This window comes from Lachnoclostridium sp. An169 (genome assembly GCF_002160525.1).
Classification (GTDB): domain Bacteria; phylum Bacillota; class Clostridia; order Lachnospirales; family Lachnospiraceae; genus Mediterraneibacter; species Mediterraneibacter cottocaccae.
Window position 1 is genome coordinate 1 of sequence record NZ_NFKT01000051.1, and the last position, 20,130, is coordinate 20,130.

Sequence of the window (20,130 nt, forward strand, 5' to 3'; positions counted from 1 at the left end):
GGATGTGGAGATCGAGGTGGTCCCGGGGATCACGGCGGCCTCCGGCGGCGCGGCAGTCCTGGGGGCGCCCCTGATGCATGATTTCGCGGTGATCAGCCTGAGCGATCTTCTGACGCCCTGGGAGACCATCGAGAAGCGGCTGGAATGTGCGGCGCAGGCGGATTTTGTCATCTGTCTGTACAATCCGTCCAGCAGAAAGCGGGCGGATTATCTGCACCGGGCCTGCGAGCAGATCCTGAAATACCGTTCACCGGAAAATGTATGCGGAATCGTCCGCAATATCGGGAGGGATGGGGAATCCGCCCGGATTCTCTCTCTCGGAGAGCTGAAAAACACTGCGGTGGATATGTTTTCCACCGTGTTTATCGGAAATTCGAAAACCATGGAACTGGGCGGAAAGATGGTTACGCCGAGAGGATATAAAGATGTGTGAGAATGAAAGAGTGATCTTCCTTGCCGGAATCGGCATGGGAACCGGGAGAACTCTGACCGGGGAAGTCAGGCAGGCAGTGGGAGAAAGCGACTGCCTGATCGGGGCAGAGCGCATGGTGCAGGCGGTCCGGGACCTTGCTCCGGAAGAGGCAGAGATATTAATGGAGTATGATCCTGTGAAAATCCGGCTCTGGCTGGAAGCCCATCCGTCCCTGCGGAGCGTGACCGTACTTCTCTCCGGGGATACCGGGTTCTACAGTGGGGCGAGAAAGCTTAAGGAAGAGCTCGGCCGGCTCCCGTCATGCCGCGTCACCCTCCTGCCGGGGATCTCCTCAGTGGTCTGTCTGGCGGCGAAACTCGGCACTTCCTGGGAGGATGCGGCGCTTATAAGCCTGCACGGAAAAGACGCCAGTTTTATTCAGACCATCAGCCGGAACCGGAAGACGTTTCTCCTTCTGGGAGGGAAAGGAGCGGGAGAGAAGCTCCTTTCCGGCCTCCGGGACTTCGGCATGACGGATGTTGTGCTCCATGCAGGCAGACGGATGTCCTACCCGGATGAGAGGATCACCTCCGGAAATGCGCTGGAGATGGACAAAGATGATCTGGACGGACTTTGTACGGTTCTCGCAGAGAACCCGGCGCCCGACGACCGCATCTCGCCTCATGTGGGGGACGGGGAATTCCTGCGGGGAAAAGTCCCCATGACAAAAGCGGAGGTGCGCGCGGTAAGCATTGCCGCCCTGGGGCTGACCAGAAATGCAGTTGTCTATGATGTGGGGGCGGGGACCGGTTCGGTATCTGTGGAGGCGGCCCTTTCCGGGGAGAATATCCGGGTCTACGCAGTGGAGAAAAATCCGGAGACTCTGGAGCTCCTTGAGGCAAACCGGAGGAAATTCAGAACAGACGGGATCCGCATTGTGGCGGGGGAAGCGCCGGAGGCGCTCCTCGGTCTGGAGCCGCCCACCCATGTCTTTGTGGGAGGCAGTTCCGGCAGCCTTAAAGACATTCTCCGCATTGTCAGGGAGAAGAACCCGGATGTGCGGATCGTCATAAACGCCATCTCGCTGGAGACGCTCCGGGAAGCCATGGAAGCGGAGGAAGAAGGTCTGCTCCCTGATGCGGAAGTGACCCAGATCGCCGCGTCACGGGCGCGCAAACTGGGAAGATACCATATGATGACAGGACTCAATCCGGTTTATATCATCTCGGCCGGGGGAAGGAGAGCGCTTTAAATGAAGATTCCGAGAATCCTTCTCGCCGCCCCGGCAAGCGGAAGCGGCAAGACAGCGGTGTCATGTGCGCTGATGGCGGCGTTTCAGGAGAGAGGAATGAAGGTCTGCGCGTGCAAGTGCGGACCGGATTACATTGATCCCATGTTTCACCGGGAGGTGCTGGGAGTGGATTCGAAAAACCTGGATCTCTTCTTCTCTGAAGAGGAGGCGTTAAGGGACGGATTCATCCGCCATGCATCCGGGGCGGATCTTGTTGTGACAGAGGGCGTTATGGGATATTATGACGGCATGATGACTGACTCTGTGAAGGCAAGTTCCTTTGAGGTGGCGCGGGCACTGGATATTCCGGTAATTCTTGTGCTTCCATGCCGGGGAGCTTCCCTCTCCCTGGCTGCAGTGGCAAGGGGGATGATCGAGTTCATGCCTCGGAGCAACATCCGGGGGATTCTCTTAAACCAGGTGTCTGCCATGACTTATCCCCGTCTGAAGCAGATGATGGAGCGGGAGCTTTGCAGGGCGGGACACCGGATTCCGGTTGTGGGGTATGTGCCCCGGGACGATGCATTCTCCCTGGAGAGCCGGCACCTGGGGCTTGTGACGCCCGGGGAGATCGGACAGATCCGGGAGCAGCTCAGATGTGCCGGGGAGATCCTGAGCCGGACGGTGGATCTGGATGCCGTTCTCTCTATAGCCGGAAATGCCCCGGAGCTTTCCAACGCTCCCGGAACCGGCCCGGCCCCCGCGGAGAATGTCCCGGTGCGTATTGCCGTTGCCCGGGACGAGGCGTTCTGCTTCTATTACAAGGATAACCTGGAACTTCTGGAAGATATGGGATGCAGGATGGTTCCGTTCAGCCCTCTTCGGGATGCCGCGCTTCCGGAGGACATATCCGGTCTGATTCTGGGAGGGGGCTATCCGGAGCTTTACGGGGAGGCGCTTTCCGGGAACAAAGGGATGACAGCCTCCATCCGGCAGGCTCTCAAAGAGAAGATGCCCTGTCTGGCAGAGTGCGGAGGATTCATGTATCTGCACGAGGAGCTGGAGGATCAGGAAGGACGGAGATGGCCCCTTGTGGGAGCGGTGAAAGGACGGACGTTCCCCACGGGAAAACTGGTCCGGTTCGGCTATGTGAATATAGAGAGGAAATGTCCGGATATGGAATCCGGGGGTGGAACTCCGGAGATGGACCGGGAAGAAGATCCCGGCTTCCTGCTTCCGGGGGAGCAGATCCGGGGACATGAGTTCCACTACTGGGACAGCACACAGGGAGGAACAGACTGCATGGCGGTAAAACCGGACGGGCGGCGTCGCTGGGAATGCGTTCACGCCACAGGCAGCCTGTTTGCAGGATATCCCCATCTCTATCTCCCCTCCAACCCGGCCTTTGCCCGGCGTTTCACCGCACAGTGCAGGCGCTGGGGGAGCCGTGCAGAAAGGATAGCCGGAAGGGACAACTGAGAGTATGACGGACAGGGAAGAAAAGGAGAAAAATAAACAGATCAGGAGGCGTCAGAAAATGAATCTGACAGAAGAGATAAAGAAAATCAGACCCGCAGATGAAACCAGTATGGAACAGGCGGGACGCCACTGGAAGACGGTGGGTAAACCACTTTACAGCCTGGGAAAACTGGAAGAAGCCGTGACCCGGATGGCAGGGGCGAGATGGACTGCGGATTACAGGATCCGCAGAAAAGGGCTTGTCATCCTCTGCGCGGACAACGGGGTGGTGGCAGAGGGAGTTACCCAGACCGGACAGGAAGTGACCGCCATTGTGGCGGAGAATTTCACCAGGAGGAAAACCAGCGTCTGTCTCATGGCTGAAGTGGCAGGGGTAGACCTCTTTCCCGTGGATATCGGAATGGTCTCAGACGTGCCCGGAGTCACCAGACCGGAATACAAGGTGGCGTACGGGACGGAAGATATGGTAAAGGGTCCTGCCATGACCAGGGAACAGGCAGAACAGGCGGTGCTGGTCGGGATCCGTCTGGTAAAAGAACTTTCCGAAAAGGGGTATGACCTGATTGCCACCGGTGAGATGGGAATCGGGAATACCACCACAAGCAGCGCCGTAGTATCCGTACTTCTGGAAAAGGAAGTGGAGGAAGTCACCGGAAGGGGAGCGGGGTTAAGTTCCGAGGGGCTTGCCCGCAAGATTGAAGCCATCCGGACGGCCATCCGCAGGAACCGGCCGGACCGGAATGATGTGCTGGATGTCCTCTCGAAAGTCGGCGGTTTCGATATCGCCGGACTTGCCGGAGTGTTCCTCGGAGGCGCAATCTTCCACATTCCGGTTCTGATCGACGGCTTTATCTCCTCGGCGGCGGCGCTGTGTGCGGTCCGCCTCTGTCCGGATGCGGTGGGGTACATCTTTGCCTCCCACCGTTCCGGTGAGCCTGCCGGAGGAATGGTACTTGAAGCTCTGGGGCTCTTGCCGTTTCTGGACTGCCGCATGTCTCTCGGGGAGGGAAGCGGCGCGGTTGCGGCGGTTCCCCTTCTGGAGATGGGACTGGCTGTGTACCGGGAGATGAGTACGTTCGATGAGATCCATGTGGAACAGTATCAGGATCTGACCTGACAGAAGGAGGAAGAACAATGCTGACTTCATTACTGGCATGTGTGGCGGGATTTGTCCTGGATTTCTTCCTCGGTGATCCGGTATGGCTCTATCATCCGGTGCGGCTGATCGGAAAGGAGCTGGTCTTCGGGGAAAAGATACTCCGCAGAATCTGCGGTGAAAAAGGGGGAAACCGCTCTCTTGCGGCGGCCGGGGCGCTGCTCTGGCTGGTCACGGCGGCTCTCGCCCTGCTGATTCCGCTCCAGATTCTTGCCCTGGCACAGCAGATCCATCCGGCTGTCCGGTTCCTTCTGGAGACATTCTGGTGTTACCAGATTCTTGCCGCCCGCTCTCTTGTGACGGAGAGCCGGAAAGTATATGACCGCCTGAAGGAGAACGACCTTCCCGGAGCACGCCGGGCAGTCTCCATGATTGTGGGAAGAGATACGGAGAATCTGACCGCCGAAGGCGTGACCAGAGCGGCGGTGGAGACGGTGGCGGAGAATACTTCGGACGGCGTGACAGCCCCGCTGTTTTTCCTGATCCTGGGAGGCGCGCCTCTCGGATTCCTCTACAAGGCAGTCAACACTATGGATTCCATGCTGGGATACAAGAATGAAAAGTATCTCTATTTCGGGCGTGTCCCGGCAAAAATGGATGATCTGTTTAATTATATTCCCGCCAGGATCACGGCAGTCCTGATGACCGGGGCGGCGTTTCTCACCGGGCTGGACGGGAAAAATGCCTGGAGGATCTACCTTCGGGACAGAAGAAAACACGCAAGCCCGAACGCGGCGCAGACGGAGGCGGTCTGTGCGGGTGCCCTTCGGGTGCGTCTGGCGGGGGATGCGGTCTATTTCGGAAAAGTATACCGGAAAGAATACATCGGAGACGACATCCGGCCGGTGGAGCCGGAAGACATAAAAAGGACGGGCAGACTGATGTATGTGACAGCCCTTCTGACCCTGCTCCTTTTCGGCGCGGCAAAACTGGCAGTATGGTTTCTGGTGTGCCGCTGAGGCAGATAACAGCCGTGGAACAGAAAGATAACAGTCGGATTTCAGACAGATAACAGGAGGAGACCCATGGAATACGGACATGGCGGAGATATTTATACTTATAAAGACATGCTTGATTTTTCGGTCAATGTAAACCCTTTCGGCATGTCCGGACATGTGGCGGAGGCGGCAAAGCGCGGCGTGGACCTGTCCGGAAACTACCCGGACAGCCGGTGCCGCAGATTAAGGCAGAAGCTCTCGGAGAAGACAGGGCTTCCCATGTCTTATTTTGTCATCGGAAACGGAGCCGCAGATCTTTTTTTCAGTCTTGTGCTTGCGGAAAAGCCCCGGCATGCACTGATTCCTGTGCCGGCTTTCTCCGAGTATGAGCAGGCGCTGCGCACAGTGGGATGCAGAGTCAGCACATGGCAGATGAAAAAGGAGAACGGCTTCTGTCTCACGGAAGATTTCACGGAAGCGCTGGAGGAGGATGTGGATATGGTATTCCTGTGCTCTCCATCCAACCCGGCCGGCCGTACCGTGCATCCGGATCTCTTACGAGAGATCGCCGCGCGGTGTGAGGCGAAGAAGATCCGCCTTGTTCTGGACGAATGTTTTGTGGAGTTTCTTGACGATCCGGCGGCGTATTCCATGGCGGATGAGACCCGGAATTTCTGTCAGCTTTTCGTGGTACGGGCCTTTACGAAGATGCACGCCGTTCCCGGGCTTCGTCTCGGATACGGCATTACGTCGGACGAGGCGCTTCTGGAACAGATCTGTCAGATCCGCCAACCGTGGAGCGTGTCCGTGCCCGCACAGGAGGCGGGGATTGCAGCTCTCGATGAGGAGGAACGCGCCGGAAAGACGAGAAAATACATCCGCATGGAGCGCGCGAGGATGGAGGAGGCATTTGCCCGTGCGGGAATGGAAGTAGTGCCCTCGGAGGCGAACTTCATCCTTGTTTACACGGAGAAAGACCTCTTCGAAGAGTTAAAGAAAAGAGGCATCCTGATCCGGGACTGTTCCAATTACCGGGGACTTGGAAAGGGCTGGTACCGGATGGCAGTGCGGCTAAGAGAAGAGAATGACTGCCTGCTGGGCGCAGTGCGGGAAATCTGCGGAGAAGACGGTCAGACGCCCGGCAGGAAGGAGGAGAAAACAAGATGAAAGGTTCGATCATGATACAGGGGACAATGTCCAATGCGGGAAAGAGCGTCCTGGCAGGAGGGCTCTGCCGGGTGCTGATGCAGGACGGATACCGAGTGGCTCCTTTTAAGTCCCAGAATATGGCGCTCAACTCTTTTATCACCCGTGACGGGCTTGAGATGGGGCGCGCGCAGGTGATGCAGGCGGAGGCGGCAGGGATCGAACCTGACGCGGCCATGAACCCGATCCTGCTCAAACCCACCAACGATACGGGCTCCCAGGTGATTGTAAACGGAGTCCCCGTGGGGGTTATGGCGGCCGCAGAATATTACCGGAGAAAGAAAGAGTACATTCCCGCCATCCTGGAGGCATATCATAAACTGCAGCAGAAATATGACGTGATTGTGATCGAGGGGGCGGGAAGCCCGGCGGAGATCAATCTGAAAAAGGATGATATCGTCAACATGGGACTGGCAGAGCTGGTGGACGCCCCGGTTCTCCTGGCGGGGGATATCGACCGGGGCGGCGTATTCGCGCAGATCGTGGGGACAATCCAGCTTCTGGAGGAAAAGGAGCGCAGGCGGATCAAGGGGACGCTGATCAATAAGTTCCGGGGGGATGTCTCTATTTTAAAACCGGGGCTTGATATGCTTGAGGAGAAGACCGGTATCCCGGTGCTGGGTGTAATCCCGTATTTCTACCTGGATATTGATGACGAGGACAGCCTGACCGAGCGGTTTGACAGGAAAGAGAAACAGGGCCTTGTGGACCTGGCGGTGATCCGGCTGCCCAGGATCTCGAACTTTACCGATTTTGCCCCTCTGGAATCCATGGATGGAGTATCTCTCCGCTATGTTTCCTCCCCGGCGGAGTTTAAAAGCCCGGACGGGGTCCTGATCCCGGGAAGCAAGAACACCATTGAAGATCTCCTGTGGATGCGGCAGTGCGGTCTTGAGGCGAAGGTGCAGCAGCATGCAGGCAGAGGCGGTCTGGTGTTTGGAATCTGCGGCGGATACCAGATGCTTGGAGAAGTCATCGAGGATCCCCTGGGTGCAGAGCGGAAAGGCAGTGTGAAGGGAATGGGACTCCTTCCGGTGCGCACGGTCTTCGAGCAGGAAAAGCGGAGAACAAGGGTTACAGGGACATTCCTGGAAATGCAGGGACTTCTGGGTGATATGCGCGGTGTCTCCTTTGAGGGATATGAGATCCATATGGGGAAATCCGCACCGGAGCCCGGGACTCTCCCTCTTGTCTCCATCAGCGGGGCAGGTGAGAATGCTCCCGACGGAGCCCAGCACGGAAATGTGTACGGATGCTATATCCACGGGATTTTTGATGCGGCGGAAGTGTCGGAAGGACTCGTCCGCGCCCTGCTGAAAAAGAAGGGACTGAACCCGGAAGGCGTCAGGGCACATGACTGGAAGTCTTATAAGGAAGAACAGTATGACAGGCTTGCCGATATCATCCGGCACAGCGTTGATATGGATGCTGTCCGAAGAATCATAGAAAAGGGGAATGATGCGCCATGCGTACTCGGATAAGAATCGGAAGCAGGGAGAGTCTCCTTGCCGTGAGACAGGCGGAGATCATCCGCGACCGGATCCGTCAGGCAGATCCGGAAATCGAGACGGAGATTGTCACCATGAAAACAACAGGCGATAAGATCCTGGATAAAAGCCTGGCAAAAATCGGGGGAAAGGGACTCTTTGTAAAAGAACTGGACCGGGCCCTTCTGGAAGGAAAGATTGATATCTCGGTTCACAGTCTGAAAGACATGCCGATGGAGGTGAATCCGGACATTCCCATCCTTGCCTACGGGAAGCGGGAGGACCCCAGGGATGTGATTCTCTTCCGGGAGGGAATAGCAGAGCTTAAGGCAGGATCCGTGGTGGGAACCTCCAGCCGCCGTAGGAAGCTGCAGTTAAAAGAGCTGTACCCGGGATGCATTTTCAAGGGTATCCGCGGAAACGTGCAGACCCGGATGAGGAAACTCTCGGAAGAGGGATATGACGCCACGCTTCTTGCGGCTGCGGGACTTGCGAGGCTTGGAATGGAGTCATGCGCAGGGCGGTATCTGTCCGTGGAGGAGATGATTCCGGCAGCAGGACAGGGAATCCTGGCCGTGCAGGGAAGAAAGGATGCGGATTATCCATGGCTGTCCTTGATCGATGACAGAAAGGCGCGTCTGGAAGCTATTGCGGAGCGGTGCTTCATCCGTGCGGCGGGCGGAGGATGTACCTCCCCTTCCGCGGCGCATGCACAGCTTTGCGGAGAAGAGATGAAGCTTTTCGGGCTGTATTACAGTGAGGAAAAGTGTACATACCAGAAAGACGTGATCTGTGTCCGGATCGACGGAGAAGATCTCCGGAGCCGGGAGAGACAGGCAGAACGCGCCGGAGAGGGGCTTGCCCTCCGGCTGATGGGCTCCCTGTGAGAGAATAAGAGGAAATGGAAATATGACGGAAAGGGAAGAGAACACAGTGAAAAAAGATCAGGTGTGTGGAAAAGTATGGCTTGCGGGAGCAGGACCGGGAGATCTGGGGCTGCTTACCCTGAAAACGGCGGCGCTGATCGGGGAATCGGATGTGATTGTATATGATGCCCTGATCAGTGCGGAGATCTTAAGCCGGATCCCGGAGCATACGGAGACGGTGAATGTGGGGAAACACTCCGGAAATCATCCGGTGCCCCAGCATGAGATAAACAGAATCCTCGTGGAGGAAGCAAAAAAAGGGAAAAAGGTGCTCCGTCTGAAGGGAGGCGATCCCTTCATCTTCGGGAGGGGCGGTGAGGAGATCGAGGCGCTGATACGGGAAAATATCCCGTTCGAGGTAGTGCCCGGAGTGACCTCCGCCGCCGCGGTTCCGGCCTACGCGGGGATTCCGGTGACTCACCGGGACTTTACTTCCTCTTTTCATGTGATCACCGGCCATGCAAAGAAAGACGGAAGTCTGCATATTGATTTCGACTCTCTGGTTCGTCTGGACGGCACCCTGATATTTCTCATGGGAGTGTCATCCATGCCGGAGATCCTCAGTGGACTTCTCCGGGCGGGAATGGATCCCGCCATGCCTGCCGCGGTTCTGGAGAAAGGAACCCTTGCCTCCCAGCGCCGGGTGCGGGGGACGGTGTCTGATCTGGCGGAGAAGGCAAAGGAAGCAGGGATCGGGACGCCCGCCATTATTGTGGTGGGCAGGGTCTGCGCTCTGGAGGAGACGATGCACTGGGCGGAAGACCGGATCCTGGGCGGACGTCAGTTTATCGTCACCAGACCGAGGAAGAAAAGTTCTGCCCTTGCTGCGCGATTAAGAAGACTGGGCGCCCAGGTCATTGAGCTTCCGGCAATCCGCACGGAGCGCATCACGCCCAACCCGAAAATGGAAGAGGCGCTGGACAGATTCGGGAAAAATGTGCCGCAGGAGTGGCTGGTCTTTACCAGTCCGGCAGGTGTGGAGGCGTTTTTTGAAGATCTTCAGGAACAGAGAAGAGACCTGCGCGCGCTCTTTGCCGGGGAGCATCTGCAGCCGGACAGGGAGGCAGGACATTTTGTTGCAAAGATCGGAGCCATCGGTTCTGCCACAGCAAAGGAACTTAAGAAGCGGGGGCTCATCGCGGATCTTGTGCCCGGGACATACAGTGCGGCAGAACTTGGGAAAGCCCTCGCAGAAAGGGCAGCAGAAAACAGCCGTATCACGATTCTCCGTGCGGAACAGGGTTCACAGGAACTGATTCCCCCTCTTCTCAGGGCGGGGCTTGAGGTGCAGGATATCGCGCTGTACCGGACCGTCAGTGAAATCCATCCGTTTATGCGGGAGAAGATTGCGCATATGATAAAAGACGGGGAGATTGACGCCGTGACTTTTACAAGCGGTTCCACAGTGAGGGGATTCGTGCAGACCTTTGCAGGGACGGAAGAGCCTGATTTCCGGCAGATCGATGCACTTTGTATCGGAGAACAGACTGCAGGGGAAGCGGAAAAGTACGGCATGAAAATCCATACGGCAGAGGAGGCGTCTATGGATGCCATGGTGAAGATGATTACAGAGATTTACGGCAGATAGGAGAAAGGGCACGTAGGGGACAGAAAGGAGGATGCGCGGTGTTACGGTATGCAGTCAAACGAATCATGACAGGGATTCTCTCGCTTTTTGTGCTTGCCACGGTGACGTTCTTCCTCGTGCGTCTGATCCCGGGAAGTCCATTCATGAGCGGGGGCGTCTCCCAGAGCGTGGTGGAGGCCATCGAGGAAGAATACGGGCTGAACGAGCCGCTTCCGGTTCAGTACCTTTCCTACATGGCGGGACTGTTGCAGGGAGATCTGGGGATCTCCTATCAGGATCCGGGCACTTCGGTAACTGAAATCATTGCCCGCGCCTGGCCTCTGACGGCCTCACTTGGAACCGCAGCCCTCATAGTCTCTCTTCTGGCAGGCACAGGTCTGGGAATCCTGAAAGTAATGTCCCGGAAAAAAGCGGTGGGGCATATGATCTCGGCGGCAGGCATGGCGGCAGCGGGGATTCCGGGATTTGCCGCGGCGATTCTGCTTCTGCTCGTATTCAGCGTGAAACTTAAGCTCTTCCCCGCATCCGGGCTGTATACGCTGTCTTCCTATGTGCTTCCGGTGATCTCCCTGTCCCTCTATCCGACAGCGGTGATCACACGGATGATGGCAAATGCCCTTGCCGCGGAGATGGGAAAGGAGTATGTGCTGTTTGCCCGGGCAAAGGGGCTTGGAAGGGGAAGAATCGTCCTGACCCATGCCCTTAAAAATGCGTTCCTTCCGGTGTTAAGCTATGCGGGGCCGGCCTTTGCCTATCTGCTCACCGGGAGTTTTGTGGTGGAGAGCATCTTCACGATCCCGGGGCTTGGCAGGGAATTTGTGGATTCCATATCCTCCCGGGACTATACGCTGATTCTGGGGCTTACGGTGTTTATGGGCACGGTGGTGATTCTGGTGAACCTGGCAGCAGACCTTCTTGCCGCCTGTCTGGATCCCCGGATACGGAGAAACTTTGCCGGCAGGGAAGGATAGGAGAAAACGGCGGAGCGCGGAGAGAACGGGAAAAGGGAAGAAGAATCGGAAAACCGGGAAATCAGGAAATCAGGAAAGGAGAAAAACAGCATGGGGAACACAAAGGGACATCTTGCGGGGAGAAACCGCTACGGCGCAGTGTGCTGCGCGGTACTGGCAGTCTGGATCATTCTGGCAGTCTGCGTGCCTGTCTTCGGCCCTTACTCCTGGTCGGAGCAGAATGCCCGGATTCAGAATCTCGGTCCCTCTTTTTCTCATCTGTTCGGTACGGACCGGTTTGGCAGGGATATCTTTACACGGGTGTGGTACGGAGCGGGGATCAGCCTTCTCGTGGGGATGGCAAGCGCCCTGATCAACGGCTGTATCGGAGTTGCCGTCGGCGCTGTTTCCGGATATGCGGGCAGAGCGGCGGACATGATTCTGATGCGGGCGGCGGATATTATCGCCTCCATTCCCTCCATGCTTTACGTGATCCTGATCACCCTGGTAATGGGAGCCGGAGTATTCAGCATCATACTGGGACTGTGTGTGGCCGGATGGATTGACATGGCGCGGATTGTGCGGGGAGAGATTATCCGGCTGAAGAACAGCGATTTCGCCCTGGCGGCGCGGATGGAGGGGATCCCTTCCATGCGGATCCTTTTCAGGCATCTTCTTCCAAATGCAGCGGGACCTGCGGCGGTGAATCTGATCTTCCTCATACCCCAGGCAGTTTTTACCGAGGCGTTCCTGAGTTTCCTCGGTGTGGGGATCGCGGCACCGGCGGCAAGCCTGGGGACGATTATCCAGGAGGCGAGAAGCCAGATGATCGTCTATCCCTATCAGATGATCTGCCCGCTTGTGGTACTCTGTGTGATGCTTCTGGCACTTAACGGGATCGGCACGCTGGTGGAAGAGAGGATTGCCGGCGTCAGATGCGAATGACGGTCAGGAGGAAACTTCCGGGAAGGGGAAACGACAGATGAAAGGATTCAACAGACAGAAAGAGCATGTGCTGGACGTGCAGAATCTTGTGGTCAGCTACCACAGCGGCATTACCGCGGTAAGGGGAATCAGCTTTTTCGTCAATCCCGGCGAGATCGTGGGGATTGCAGGAGAGTCGGGCTCCGGAAAAAGCACAGCCATGCTGGCAGTTATGGGGCTTCTGGACGGCAAAGGGAAAGTCCTCTCCGGAGAGATTGCGGTAAGAGGCTGCCGTCCGGTTCCGGGACAGAATACTGCCATGATCTTCCAGGATTCCCTGAATTGCCTGAATCCTACGCTGACAGTGGGACGGCAGATTGCAGAGACAGTCAGAAACCGGAGAAAATGCAGCAGGAAGGAAGCTTACGCCCGGGCGGAAGAACTTCTTGATCTGGTGGGAATCCGCAGTCCGAAGATGCGGATGAAACAGTACCCCTTTGAACTCTCCGGAGGGATGCGCCAGAGGACGGTGATTGCCGCGGCGCTTGCCTGCGAGCCGGACCTGATTATTGCGGACGAGCCTACAACTGCCCTGGATGCGGCGGTTCAGGCCCAGATCCTTCTCCTTTTGAAACGTCTGGTGAAGGAAACGGGCACATCCCTGCTTTTTGTCAGCCATGATCTGGGAGCGGTTGCGGCTCTGTGCGGACGGGTGTATATTATGTATCAGGGGGAAATCGTGGAGGGAGGAATCACAGAAGAAGTGTTCCGAAACCCTTCCGCAGCCTATACAAGACAGCTCTTAAAAGACGCAGGGGCAAAAACGGTTCCTTCCGGACCGGCAGATCCGGATCAGGTGCTTCTTCGGGCAGAAGGGCTGACGAAGGTTTTTGACACCAGGGAAGGAATCGAGGAGATTTCCTTTGCCATCCGCCGGGGGGAGATCTTCGGCCTGGTGGGTGAGAGCGGGAGCGGGAAGACGACGCTGGCCCGGCTTCTGTGCGGAATCCTGACACCGGACCGGGGGGAGATCTTTCTGGACGGGGAACTTTTAAATCCACGGGGGCGCAGGAAGGAACAGTTAAAGAAGATCCAGATGGTCTTTCAGGATCCTTACGGCTCTTTGAATCCCAGACTCACGGCAGGGCAGGCGCTGGAGGAGGCGCTGAAGGCGGCCGGGGTAAGAGACCGCTTTTCGCGCCGGGAGAAGGCGGAGGAGATGCTCTGCCTGACCGGGCTTTCCAGGGAGGATGCCCGCCGTTTTCCGTCAGAATTCTCCGGAGGACAGCGGCAGAGAATCGGCATTGCCAGGGCGCTGATCCTGGAACCGGAACTTCTGATCTGCGACGAGGCGCTGTCCTCCCTGGATGTCTCTGTCCAGGAACAGATCCTCGGTCTGCTCCTCGATATCTGGAAGAACAAAGGGCTGTCCTGCCTGTTTATCTCCCATGATATGCATATGGTGAGGCGTATCAGTACCGGGATCGGGGTTATGTACCGGGGATGGATGGTGGAGAAGGGAAGTACGGGAAAGGTCTGTTCCGATCCCTGGCACCCCTACACGAAGCAGCTCCTGGACGCCGTTCCCGAGGCGGATCCGGTGAAGGCACGCAGAATCAAGGCCCCTGTGTCTGCGGAAGGAACGGAGGTGTTCCCGGATGATCAGGGAAAGGAACAAAGCGGGTGTCCCTTCGTATCCCGGTGCGGGTACGCCCTTGACTGCTGCCGGACCGGAGTCCCCGGAATTTACCGGTTTGGAGACAGGGAAGTGAGATGCTTTCTGTATTCGGAGGAGTACAGCGGAAAGAGGGGCAGCGGATACCGGATGACGTCCCAGATTTAGCAGATGTGATATGTCAGATTTAATAAGACGGATTCAATATGACAAAGGAGAGCAGACAGAAGGAGAGTAGACAGATGAAGAAAAAGACAGTAGCGGCAGTTCTTGCCTGTGCCCTGTTCTGCGGCGTGATTTCCGGCGGATGTACCCAGGCGCCGGAGACAGACGGCGCGGACAGCCGGATCACAGTTGCCATTAACAGCGATACCGGATCCATGGACCCGGCGGGATCCATTGCACTGACATACCTGGCCTATTCGGTGAGTGCGTTGGACGAGCTCCTCACCTACGATGAAAACGGGGAGATTGAATACCGGGCGGCAGAGTCCTTTGAGGTAAACGAGGCTTATACGGAATGGACGTTTCACCTGCGGGAGGACGCCCTCTGGTCCGACGGTTCCGAAGTGACAGCCGCGGATTTCCTCAATACCATCACCCGCGCCCTTGACCCGGCGTCAGGGAGCGGATATGCGGTGTATCTCTTTCCCATAGAAAACGCGGAGGAGATCTACAACGGGGAGGCGCAGATGGACAGTCTGGGCGTGGATACGCCGGATGAGCATACCCTTGTGTTTCACCTGGAGAAGCCCTGTGTCTATTTCCTCGATCTGCTCCGCCTTCCGGTGTATACGCCGTCATGTGAAAAATATGCGGATGCAGTGGACAGTGGATGGGCGACAGACCCGGAGAGAAGCCTTGCAAACGGTCCGTTTTATCTGGCAGAATATGTGCCGGACCAGTATTTCGTCCTGAAGAAAAATGAGAACTACTGGAATGAGGACGCAGTGAAGCTGGATCAGATTACGTACCGTTTCTTTGATGACACCCAGTCCATGGCAAATGCATATGAGGCGGGCGAGGTGGATGTGGCAACATCCCTGCCCTCTACAGTCATGCAGCTCTATGAGGGAAAGGAAGATCTGATGGTGACGGATCAGATCGCCACCAGATATATCTATTTCAACCTGAATGTAGAGCCCCTTGACGATGTCCGCGTACGCCGGGCAATCAATCTGGCGCTCAACCGGGAAGAACTCTGCCAGATTGTGGGGGCGGATACCGAGCCTACTTACAATCTGGTGGCAAAGTATATGAAAGACCGCAGCACCGGGGAGTATTTCGTGGACGGGGCGCCGCAGCCTTTTGAGGAAAATGCGGAACTCGCCCGGGAACTTCTCGCAGAGGCAGGATATCCGGACGGGGAAGGATTTCCCGTACTGACCTACAGTTATCCGACCCTGGAGATGGATTCCGATACCGCCCAGGTAATAAAAGAGCAGCTTAAGGAGACACTGAACATTGATATTGAACTGCGTGCCCAGGAACTGCAGGCAAATTACAGTACACGATATGCGGGAGACTTTGACATGTGCCGGATGAACTGGACGGCAGATTTTGCCGATCCCTACACCTATCTGTCCATGCTCCTGTCAAACAGCACATACAACTGTAGCGGTATCAATGATCCGGAGTATGACAGTCTTGTGGAACAGTCTGATTCACAGACCGATCCGGTGAAGCGTTCCGAACTGCTTCACGCAGCGGAACAGCGGGCGGTGGGCGAGGAATTCTACATCATCCCGCTCTATGCCATGAAGAGCGTAAACCTGGTAAATCCGGATATCACCGGAATCCGGCAGATCCCGGCAAGCGGGGCGTTGGAGTACCGGTATGCGGAGAAAGGGCAGTAGCAGAAGGAAATCCCCGGCAGAGATGACCGTCATTGATCAGGCGGCCGCGCGCTTTCGCCGGGAGTGAAGCAAAAAATATTAAGGAGGTAATGAAAGATGTTGGAAGTTGGAACAAAGGCGCCGGCGTTTGAACTGCCGGATCAGAACGGAGTAATGCACACACTGGAAGAGTACAGAGGAAAGAAAGTAGTGCTTTATTTTTATCCGAAGGACAATACGCCGGGGTGTACGAAACAGGCATGCGGATTCGGGGAGCTCTATCCCCAGTTTACCGAGAAGGGAGCGGTGGTGCTCGGCGTGAGCAAAGACAGTGTGGCTTCCCACAAGAAGTTTGAGGAAAAATACGGTCTGCCCTTCACCCTGCTCTCAGATCCGGAACTTTCCTGCATCCAGGCTTACGATGTGTGGAAGGAAAAGAATATGTACGGAAAGAAGACCATGGGTGTGGTGCGCACGACTTACCTGATCGATGAGGAAGGCGTGATTACAAAGGCGTTCGGGAAGGTAAAAGCGGCGGAAAATCCGGCGCAGATGCTGGGCGAACTGTAAGAGAATGGGCAAAGCGTATAAAGTGCATAAAGAAGAAATACAGAAACAGGAGAATGAAGACAGGAGCGGTAGAAAGACAATGAATCTCTTGAGATCTTTTGCGGTGGCGTTTGCCATGTATTCGAAGATTCCCGTCCCGAATGTGGAGTGGAACGGGAAAAGTATGAAGTATGCGATGTGCTTTTTTCCGGCGGTGGGGGCGGTTGCAGGCTTCCTTCAGTTCCTTGCCGGATATCTGATAATGAACCATACGGACTGCGGAAAATTCTTTTTTTCCGCAGTGATGGTACTGATCCCTGTCGTTGTGACCGGAGGAATCCATCTGGATGGCTATGCGGATACGGTAGACGCCTTAAGTTCTTACGGAGAACGGGAGAAGAAGCTTGAGATTTTAAAAGATCCCCATACAGGGGCGTTTGCCCTGATCTGGGTCTGCGTCTGGTTTGTGGCTGACCTGGCGCTGTGGAGCGAGGTATCCGCAGAGGCTCTTGCAGTTCTTGCCTGTACATATGTTTTTTCCAGGTCTTTGAGCGGAATTTCGGTGGTATCCTTTCAAGCGGCGAAAAACAGCGGACTGCTGCGCACCTTTCACGACGGGGCGCACAGGAAACGTGTGCGGGCGGTAATGATTATCTGGGCGCTTCTCGACGGTGGAGTGATGGCATATTTTTCCCCGCATATGGCGGCAGCGGCGATTGCGGCGGCGCTTCTTGTATTTCTCTATTACTACCGGATGAGCCGGAAGCAGTTCGGAGGTACAACAGGCGACCTGGCGGGCTATTTCCTGCAGCTTAGCGAGTTGGCGATGTTGGCGGCTGTGGTGCTGGCAGATAAGCTGATCTGAAGGAGGAGAACAATGAGGATTATTCTGATCCGGCATCTGCCCACGCCGGGCAATGAGAAACATCAGTACATAGGAACCACAGATGAGAATCTTTCCCGTGGTGCAGTGGAACGCTTCCGGCAGGAGAACAGAATCTATCCCCAGGCGGAATACATTATTGCCAGTCCCATGAAGCGCTGCCTGGAGACCGCACAGCTTATCTATCCCAACCGGGAAATTCGAGTGGAACCGGGGCTTCGGGAGTGCGCCTTCGGGGAGTTTGAAGGAAAAACATATGAAGAGCTGAAAAATCATCCGGCTTATGTCATGTGGCTGGAAAGCGGAGGCATGACTGCGTTTCCCGGAGGTGAGAGCCAGGAAAAGTTCCGTACCCGCTGCGTGGAGAGCATAAAGAAATGGATCCGCCTGCTGCTGAAAGGTCATGCGCAGAGCGCGGCTTTTGTAGTTCACGGCGGAACGATCATGGCTGTTATGGAAAAACTGTCGGAGGAGCAGATGGAATTCTACCACTGGCAGGTGGAAAACGGAGGCGGATATGAGGCGGAGGTGCAGGAAGAGGACTGGGCGGAACACAGGGAGATCCTGCGCAAGATAACGAAGCTGGAAAAGCGAAATCATTTGTAATGATTTTTTACTATGGTTTGGAGGAGTTTTTCTGATTGTAACTTTGGAAGACATTCGATATAATGAAAAAAGTCTTATAGACTTTTTCTGTCAGATTGAGGGAAAAATTATGGATGAAACACAGCGCCTGGAAGCCTTTGAGAAGATGCTTCAGGCAGTACAGACAGAATATGAAAATATTGTACGACAGATGGATCAGCTCAAAGAAAAAGGAAAAATAAAGTCAGTGACCTACCAGCAGCTGTTGGCGAGAAAGATGACTTACCAGAATATGCTGAGCATGTATGCGCTGTACGATCTGATTGACGGAGAGAAAGAACAGTAATTATGATAAAACTACTTGCAGTCGATATGGATGGAACATGTTTAAATAAGCGGAGCCGCATGACGGACAGAACACTGGATGCACTGAAAAAAACGGCAGATGCAGGGATACTTGTCGTGCCTGCCACCGGGCGCAATCTGGGCTGCCTGCCCTGGCGGATCGTGGAAGAGAAGGGGCTTTACCGTTACGTGATCAGTTCCAATGGGGCACAGGTGACAGACTGTGCCACAGGCGAAGCCATGTTTCAGACCATGATGAAGAAAGAAACGGCTCTGAAGCTTTTAGAGGATTGCCGGAAAATCAGAGTGGGAATTACTTCACACATTAATCATCAGTATCTCGTGCAGGGAGGACTCCTTGCCCTGATGGGACGTCTGATTTTCGGAAAGGATGCGAAAGCAGTATACCGGGTGCACAGCATGGAGGAGACCGTGAGAAAGACGCGCCACGGCATCGAGGAACTTCAGTTCTATTTCCTGACTCCGGATTCGCGCAGAATGATCCGGGAAGTCTTGAACCGTTATCCGGATCTTATGTCGGCGTATACGTCGATCTATGTAGAAGTGTTTTCCAGGGGGACTTCCAAGGGAACGGCGCTTCTGGCACTGCGGGAAAGTCTGGGAATTTCGAAGGAAGAGACTGCATGTATCGGGGATGGCGAGAATGATCTTCCCATGTTTGCAGAATCGGGACTGACATTTGCTATGGGAAACAGTGTACCGGAACTGAAAAAAGCAGCGGACTTTGTTGTGCCGGATAATAATTCGGATGGGGCGGCTGCAGCGATAGAAAGATATCTGCTGAAACTGAAAGAAAAATAGAAGATCTGGCAATCATTATAAAATAGTACGAAAAAACATTTGCATTTCCACGCAAAGTGTGTTATTTTTTATTCACTGATATACGCGGTGCTCTTGCCGCTCAATTATCACAGCCCTTTATGGGTGTCTCATTTTCGGAGCTTCTTTTCGGAGCATTTACCCGACGATGAATGTTGCTTATTAATCCATTTTCAGCCGCCCGCAAACCGATGCAGACTATTCGCATCCTTTCACAGTACAGCAGGAGCTTGCAACTGCCTGACATCGTATAACTGGTATTGTAAGCCAATACTGCATGAACAGAAGGGGAAAGGGCGGCGCACACACAGAGGAGGAAATGTGTATGGCAAACCTTTTACAGCAGTATTTTCCCGTGATACGCTCACGGGAAGAGATTCTCGGGGAAATCTCCGAAAATCAGGTATTACGAAGTATCTACAATGAGTGGAACGAAGAACAGCAGAGCGAATTCCTTGATCTCTGCACCGGTGCGAAAGGGGTGAAGGTCCTGTATGACGCTTTCTTCAAGGAAGTCATGGATCCGGACGCAGTCCCGGAACGCCTGGAGGAACTGCTGTCCCTTATTTTTAAACAGAAGATCCGGATCCTGAAAGTGCTCCCCAACGACTCCACCCGGATTGCAGACGAAAGCAGCCTGGTCATCATGGATATTGTGGTAGAGCTGGAGGATCACAGCATCGCGAACATAGAGGTCCAGAGGCTCGGCTATACATTCCCCGGCGAGCGGGCAGCCTGCTATTCTTCCGACCTGCTCCTGCGCCAGTACAAAAGAGTCCGCAGTGAGAGGAAGAAAGAGAAAAAAACGTTCAGCTACCGGGATATCAAAAAGGTGTACACGATCATCTTTTACGACCAGAGCCCGAAGGAATTCCACCAGTTTCCGGATGATTACATCCATTATTCCAAACAGAAGACGGATACCGGACTGAAGCTTGAACTGCTCCAGGAATATTTCTTCATCCCGCTTGACATCTTCCGGAAGATTCTGCACAATAAAGGTATCAGAAAAGAGTTGGAGGCATGGCTTGCTTTCCTCAGTGTGGACGAACCGGAAGTGATTGTAAAGCTGATCGGGGAGTATCCGCAGTTTAAGAAATATTATGAGGAAATCTATACAC

19 protein-coding genes are annotated in these 20,130 nt (G+C 55.2%); all 19 read left to right on the forward strand.

Annotation, left to right across the window (positions count from 1 at the left end; all coding sequences use genetic code 11):
* On the forward strand, positions 1 to 433 hold a 433-nt coding region (locus B5F07_RS21070), incomplete at its 5' end, for a precorrin-3B C(17)-methyltransferase (protein ID WP_140398070.1).
* Positions 426 to 1,664, forward strand: coding sequence for a precorrin-6Y C5,15-methyltransferase (decarboxylating) subunit CbiT (gene cbiT, locus B5F07_RS21075; protein ID WP_087163166.1), 1,239 nt, complete (start codon positions 426 to 428; stop codon positions 1,662 to 1,664). The genes B5F07_RS21070 and cbiT, both read left to right, overlap by 8 nt.
* Positions 1,665 to 3,122 (forward strand): cobyrinate a,c-diamide synthase, encoded by a 1,458-nt coding sequence (locus B5F07_RS22910; protein ID WP_087163167.1) that lies wholly within the window; start codon positions 1,665 to 1,667, stop codon positions 3,120 to 3,122.
* Between the two features lie 58 nt (positions 3,123 to 3,180).
* A complete protein-coding gene (gene cobT / locus B5F07_RS22915) occupies positions 3,181 to 4,239 on the forward strand; it encodes a nicotinate-nucleotide--dimethylbenzimidazole phosphoribosyltransferase (RefSeq protein WP_087163178.1) in 1,059 nt (352 codons plus the stop codon).
* A gap of 20 nt (positions 4,240 to 4,259) precedes the next feature.
* The gene (cbiB, locus tag B5F07_RS21090) at positions 4,260 to 5,237 is read left to right on the forward strand and encodes an adenosylcobinamide-phosphate synthase CbiB (protein WP_087163180.1); all 978 of its coding nucleotides are present in this window, start codon (positions 4,260 to 4,262) and stop codon (positions 5,235 to 5,237) included.
* 66 nt (positions 5,238 to 5,303) lie between these two features.
* Positions 5,304 to 6,383, forward strand: a complete 1,080-nt coding sequence (locus B5F07_RS21095) for a pyridoxal phosphate-dependent aminotransferase (protein ID WP_191404494.1) — start codon at positions 5,304 to 5,306, stop codon at positions 6,381 to 6,383.
* Entirely contained in the window at positions 6,380 to 7,903 is a 1,524-nt protein-coding gene (locus tag B5F07_RS21100) for a cobyric acid synthase (protein WP_087163168.1), read from the forward strand. Before B5F07_RS21095 ends, B5F07_RS21100 begins: the two co-directional genes overlap by 4 nt.
* Entirely contained in the window at positions 7,888 to 8,796 is a 909-nt protein-coding gene (hemC, locus tag B5F07_RS21105; protein ID WP_087163169.1) for a hydroxymethylbilane synthase, read from the forward strand. The genes B5F07_RS21100 and hemC overlap by 16 nt, the downstream gene beginning before the upstream one ends.
* Positions 8,797 to 8,818: 22 nt before the next feature.
* Positions 8,819 to 10,423 carry a uroporphyrinogen-III C-methyltransferase gene (gene cobA, locus B5F07_RS21110; protein ID WP_087163170.1) on the forward strand — a complete coding sequence of 535 codons (1,605 nt, stop codon included), beginning with the start codon at positions 8,819 to 8,821 and terminating at the stop codon, positions 10,421 to 10,423.
* A gap of 38 nt (positions 10,424 to 10,461) precedes the next feature.
* A complete protein-coding gene (locus tag B5F07_RS21115; protein ID WP_087163171.1) occupies positions 10,462 to 11,394 on the forward strand; it encodes an ABC transporter permease in 933 nt (310 codons plus the stop codon).
* A 90-nt stretch (positions 11,395 to 11,484) separates the two neighbouring features.
* Positions 11,485 to 12,318 (forward strand): ABC transporter permease, encoded by an 834-nt coding sequence (locus B5F07_RS21120; RefSeq protein WP_087163172.1) that lies wholly within the window; start codon positions 11,485 to 11,487, stop codon positions 12,316 to 12,318.
* A complete protein-coding gene (locus B5F07_RS21125) occupies positions 12,296 to 14,140 on the forward strand; it encodes an ABC transporter ATP-binding protein (RefSeq protein ID WP_242972621.1) in 1,845 nt (614 codons plus the stop codon). Before B5F07_RS21120 ends, B5F07_RS21125 begins: the two co-directional genes overlap by 23 nt.
* Before the next feature lie 74 nt (positions 14,141 to 14,214).
* Positions 14,215 to 15,828, forward strand: a complete 1,614-nt coding sequence (locus B5F07_RS21130; protein ID WP_191404493.1) for a peptide ABC transporter substrate-binding protein — start codon at positions 14,215 to 14,217, stop codon at positions 15,826 to 15,828.
* Positions 15,829 to 15,924: 96 nt separating this feature from the next.
* Positions 15,925 to 16,377: a thioredoxin-dependent thiol peroxidase gene (gene bcp / locus B5F07_RS21135; protein ID WP_087163174.1), complete on the forward strand. Its 453-nt coding sequence runs from the start codon at positions 15,925 to 15,927 to the stop codon at positions 16,375 to 16,377.
* A 79-nt stretch (positions 16,378 to 16,456) separates the two neighbouring features.
* Complete coding sequence (locus tag B5F07_RS21140; RefSeq protein WP_087163182.1) at positions 16,457 to 17,221, forward strand: adenosylcobinamide-GDP ribazoletransferase; 765 nt, start codon at positions 16,457 to 16,459, stop codon at positions 17,219 to 17,221.
* A gap of 12 nt (positions 17,222 to 17,233) precedes the next feature.
* Entirely contained in the window at positions 17,234 to 17,845 is a 612-nt protein-coding gene (locus B5F07_RS21145; protein ID WP_087163175.1) for a histidine phosphatase family protein, read from the forward strand.
* Positions 17,846 to 17,954: 109 nt separating this feature from the next.
* Positions 17,955 to 18,170 carry a hypothetical protein gene (locus B5F07_RS21150; protein WP_087163183.1) on the forward strand — a complete coding sequence of 72 codons (216 nt, stop codon included), beginning with the start codon at positions 17,955 to 17,957 and terminating at the stop codon, positions 18,168 to 18,170.
* Positions 18,171 to 18,172: 2 nt separating this feature from the next.
* Complete coding sequence (locus B5F07_RS21155) at positions 18,173 to 18,991, forward strand: HAD family hydrolase (protein WP_087163176.1); 819 nt, start codon at positions 18,173 to 18,175, stop codon at positions 18,989 to 18,991.
* 343 nt (positions 18,992 to 19,334) lie between these two features.
* On the forward strand, positions 19,335 to 20,130 hold a 796-nt coding region (locus tag B5F07_RS21160), incomplete at its 3' end, for a PD-(D/E)XK nuclease family transposase (RefSeq protein WP_087163177.1).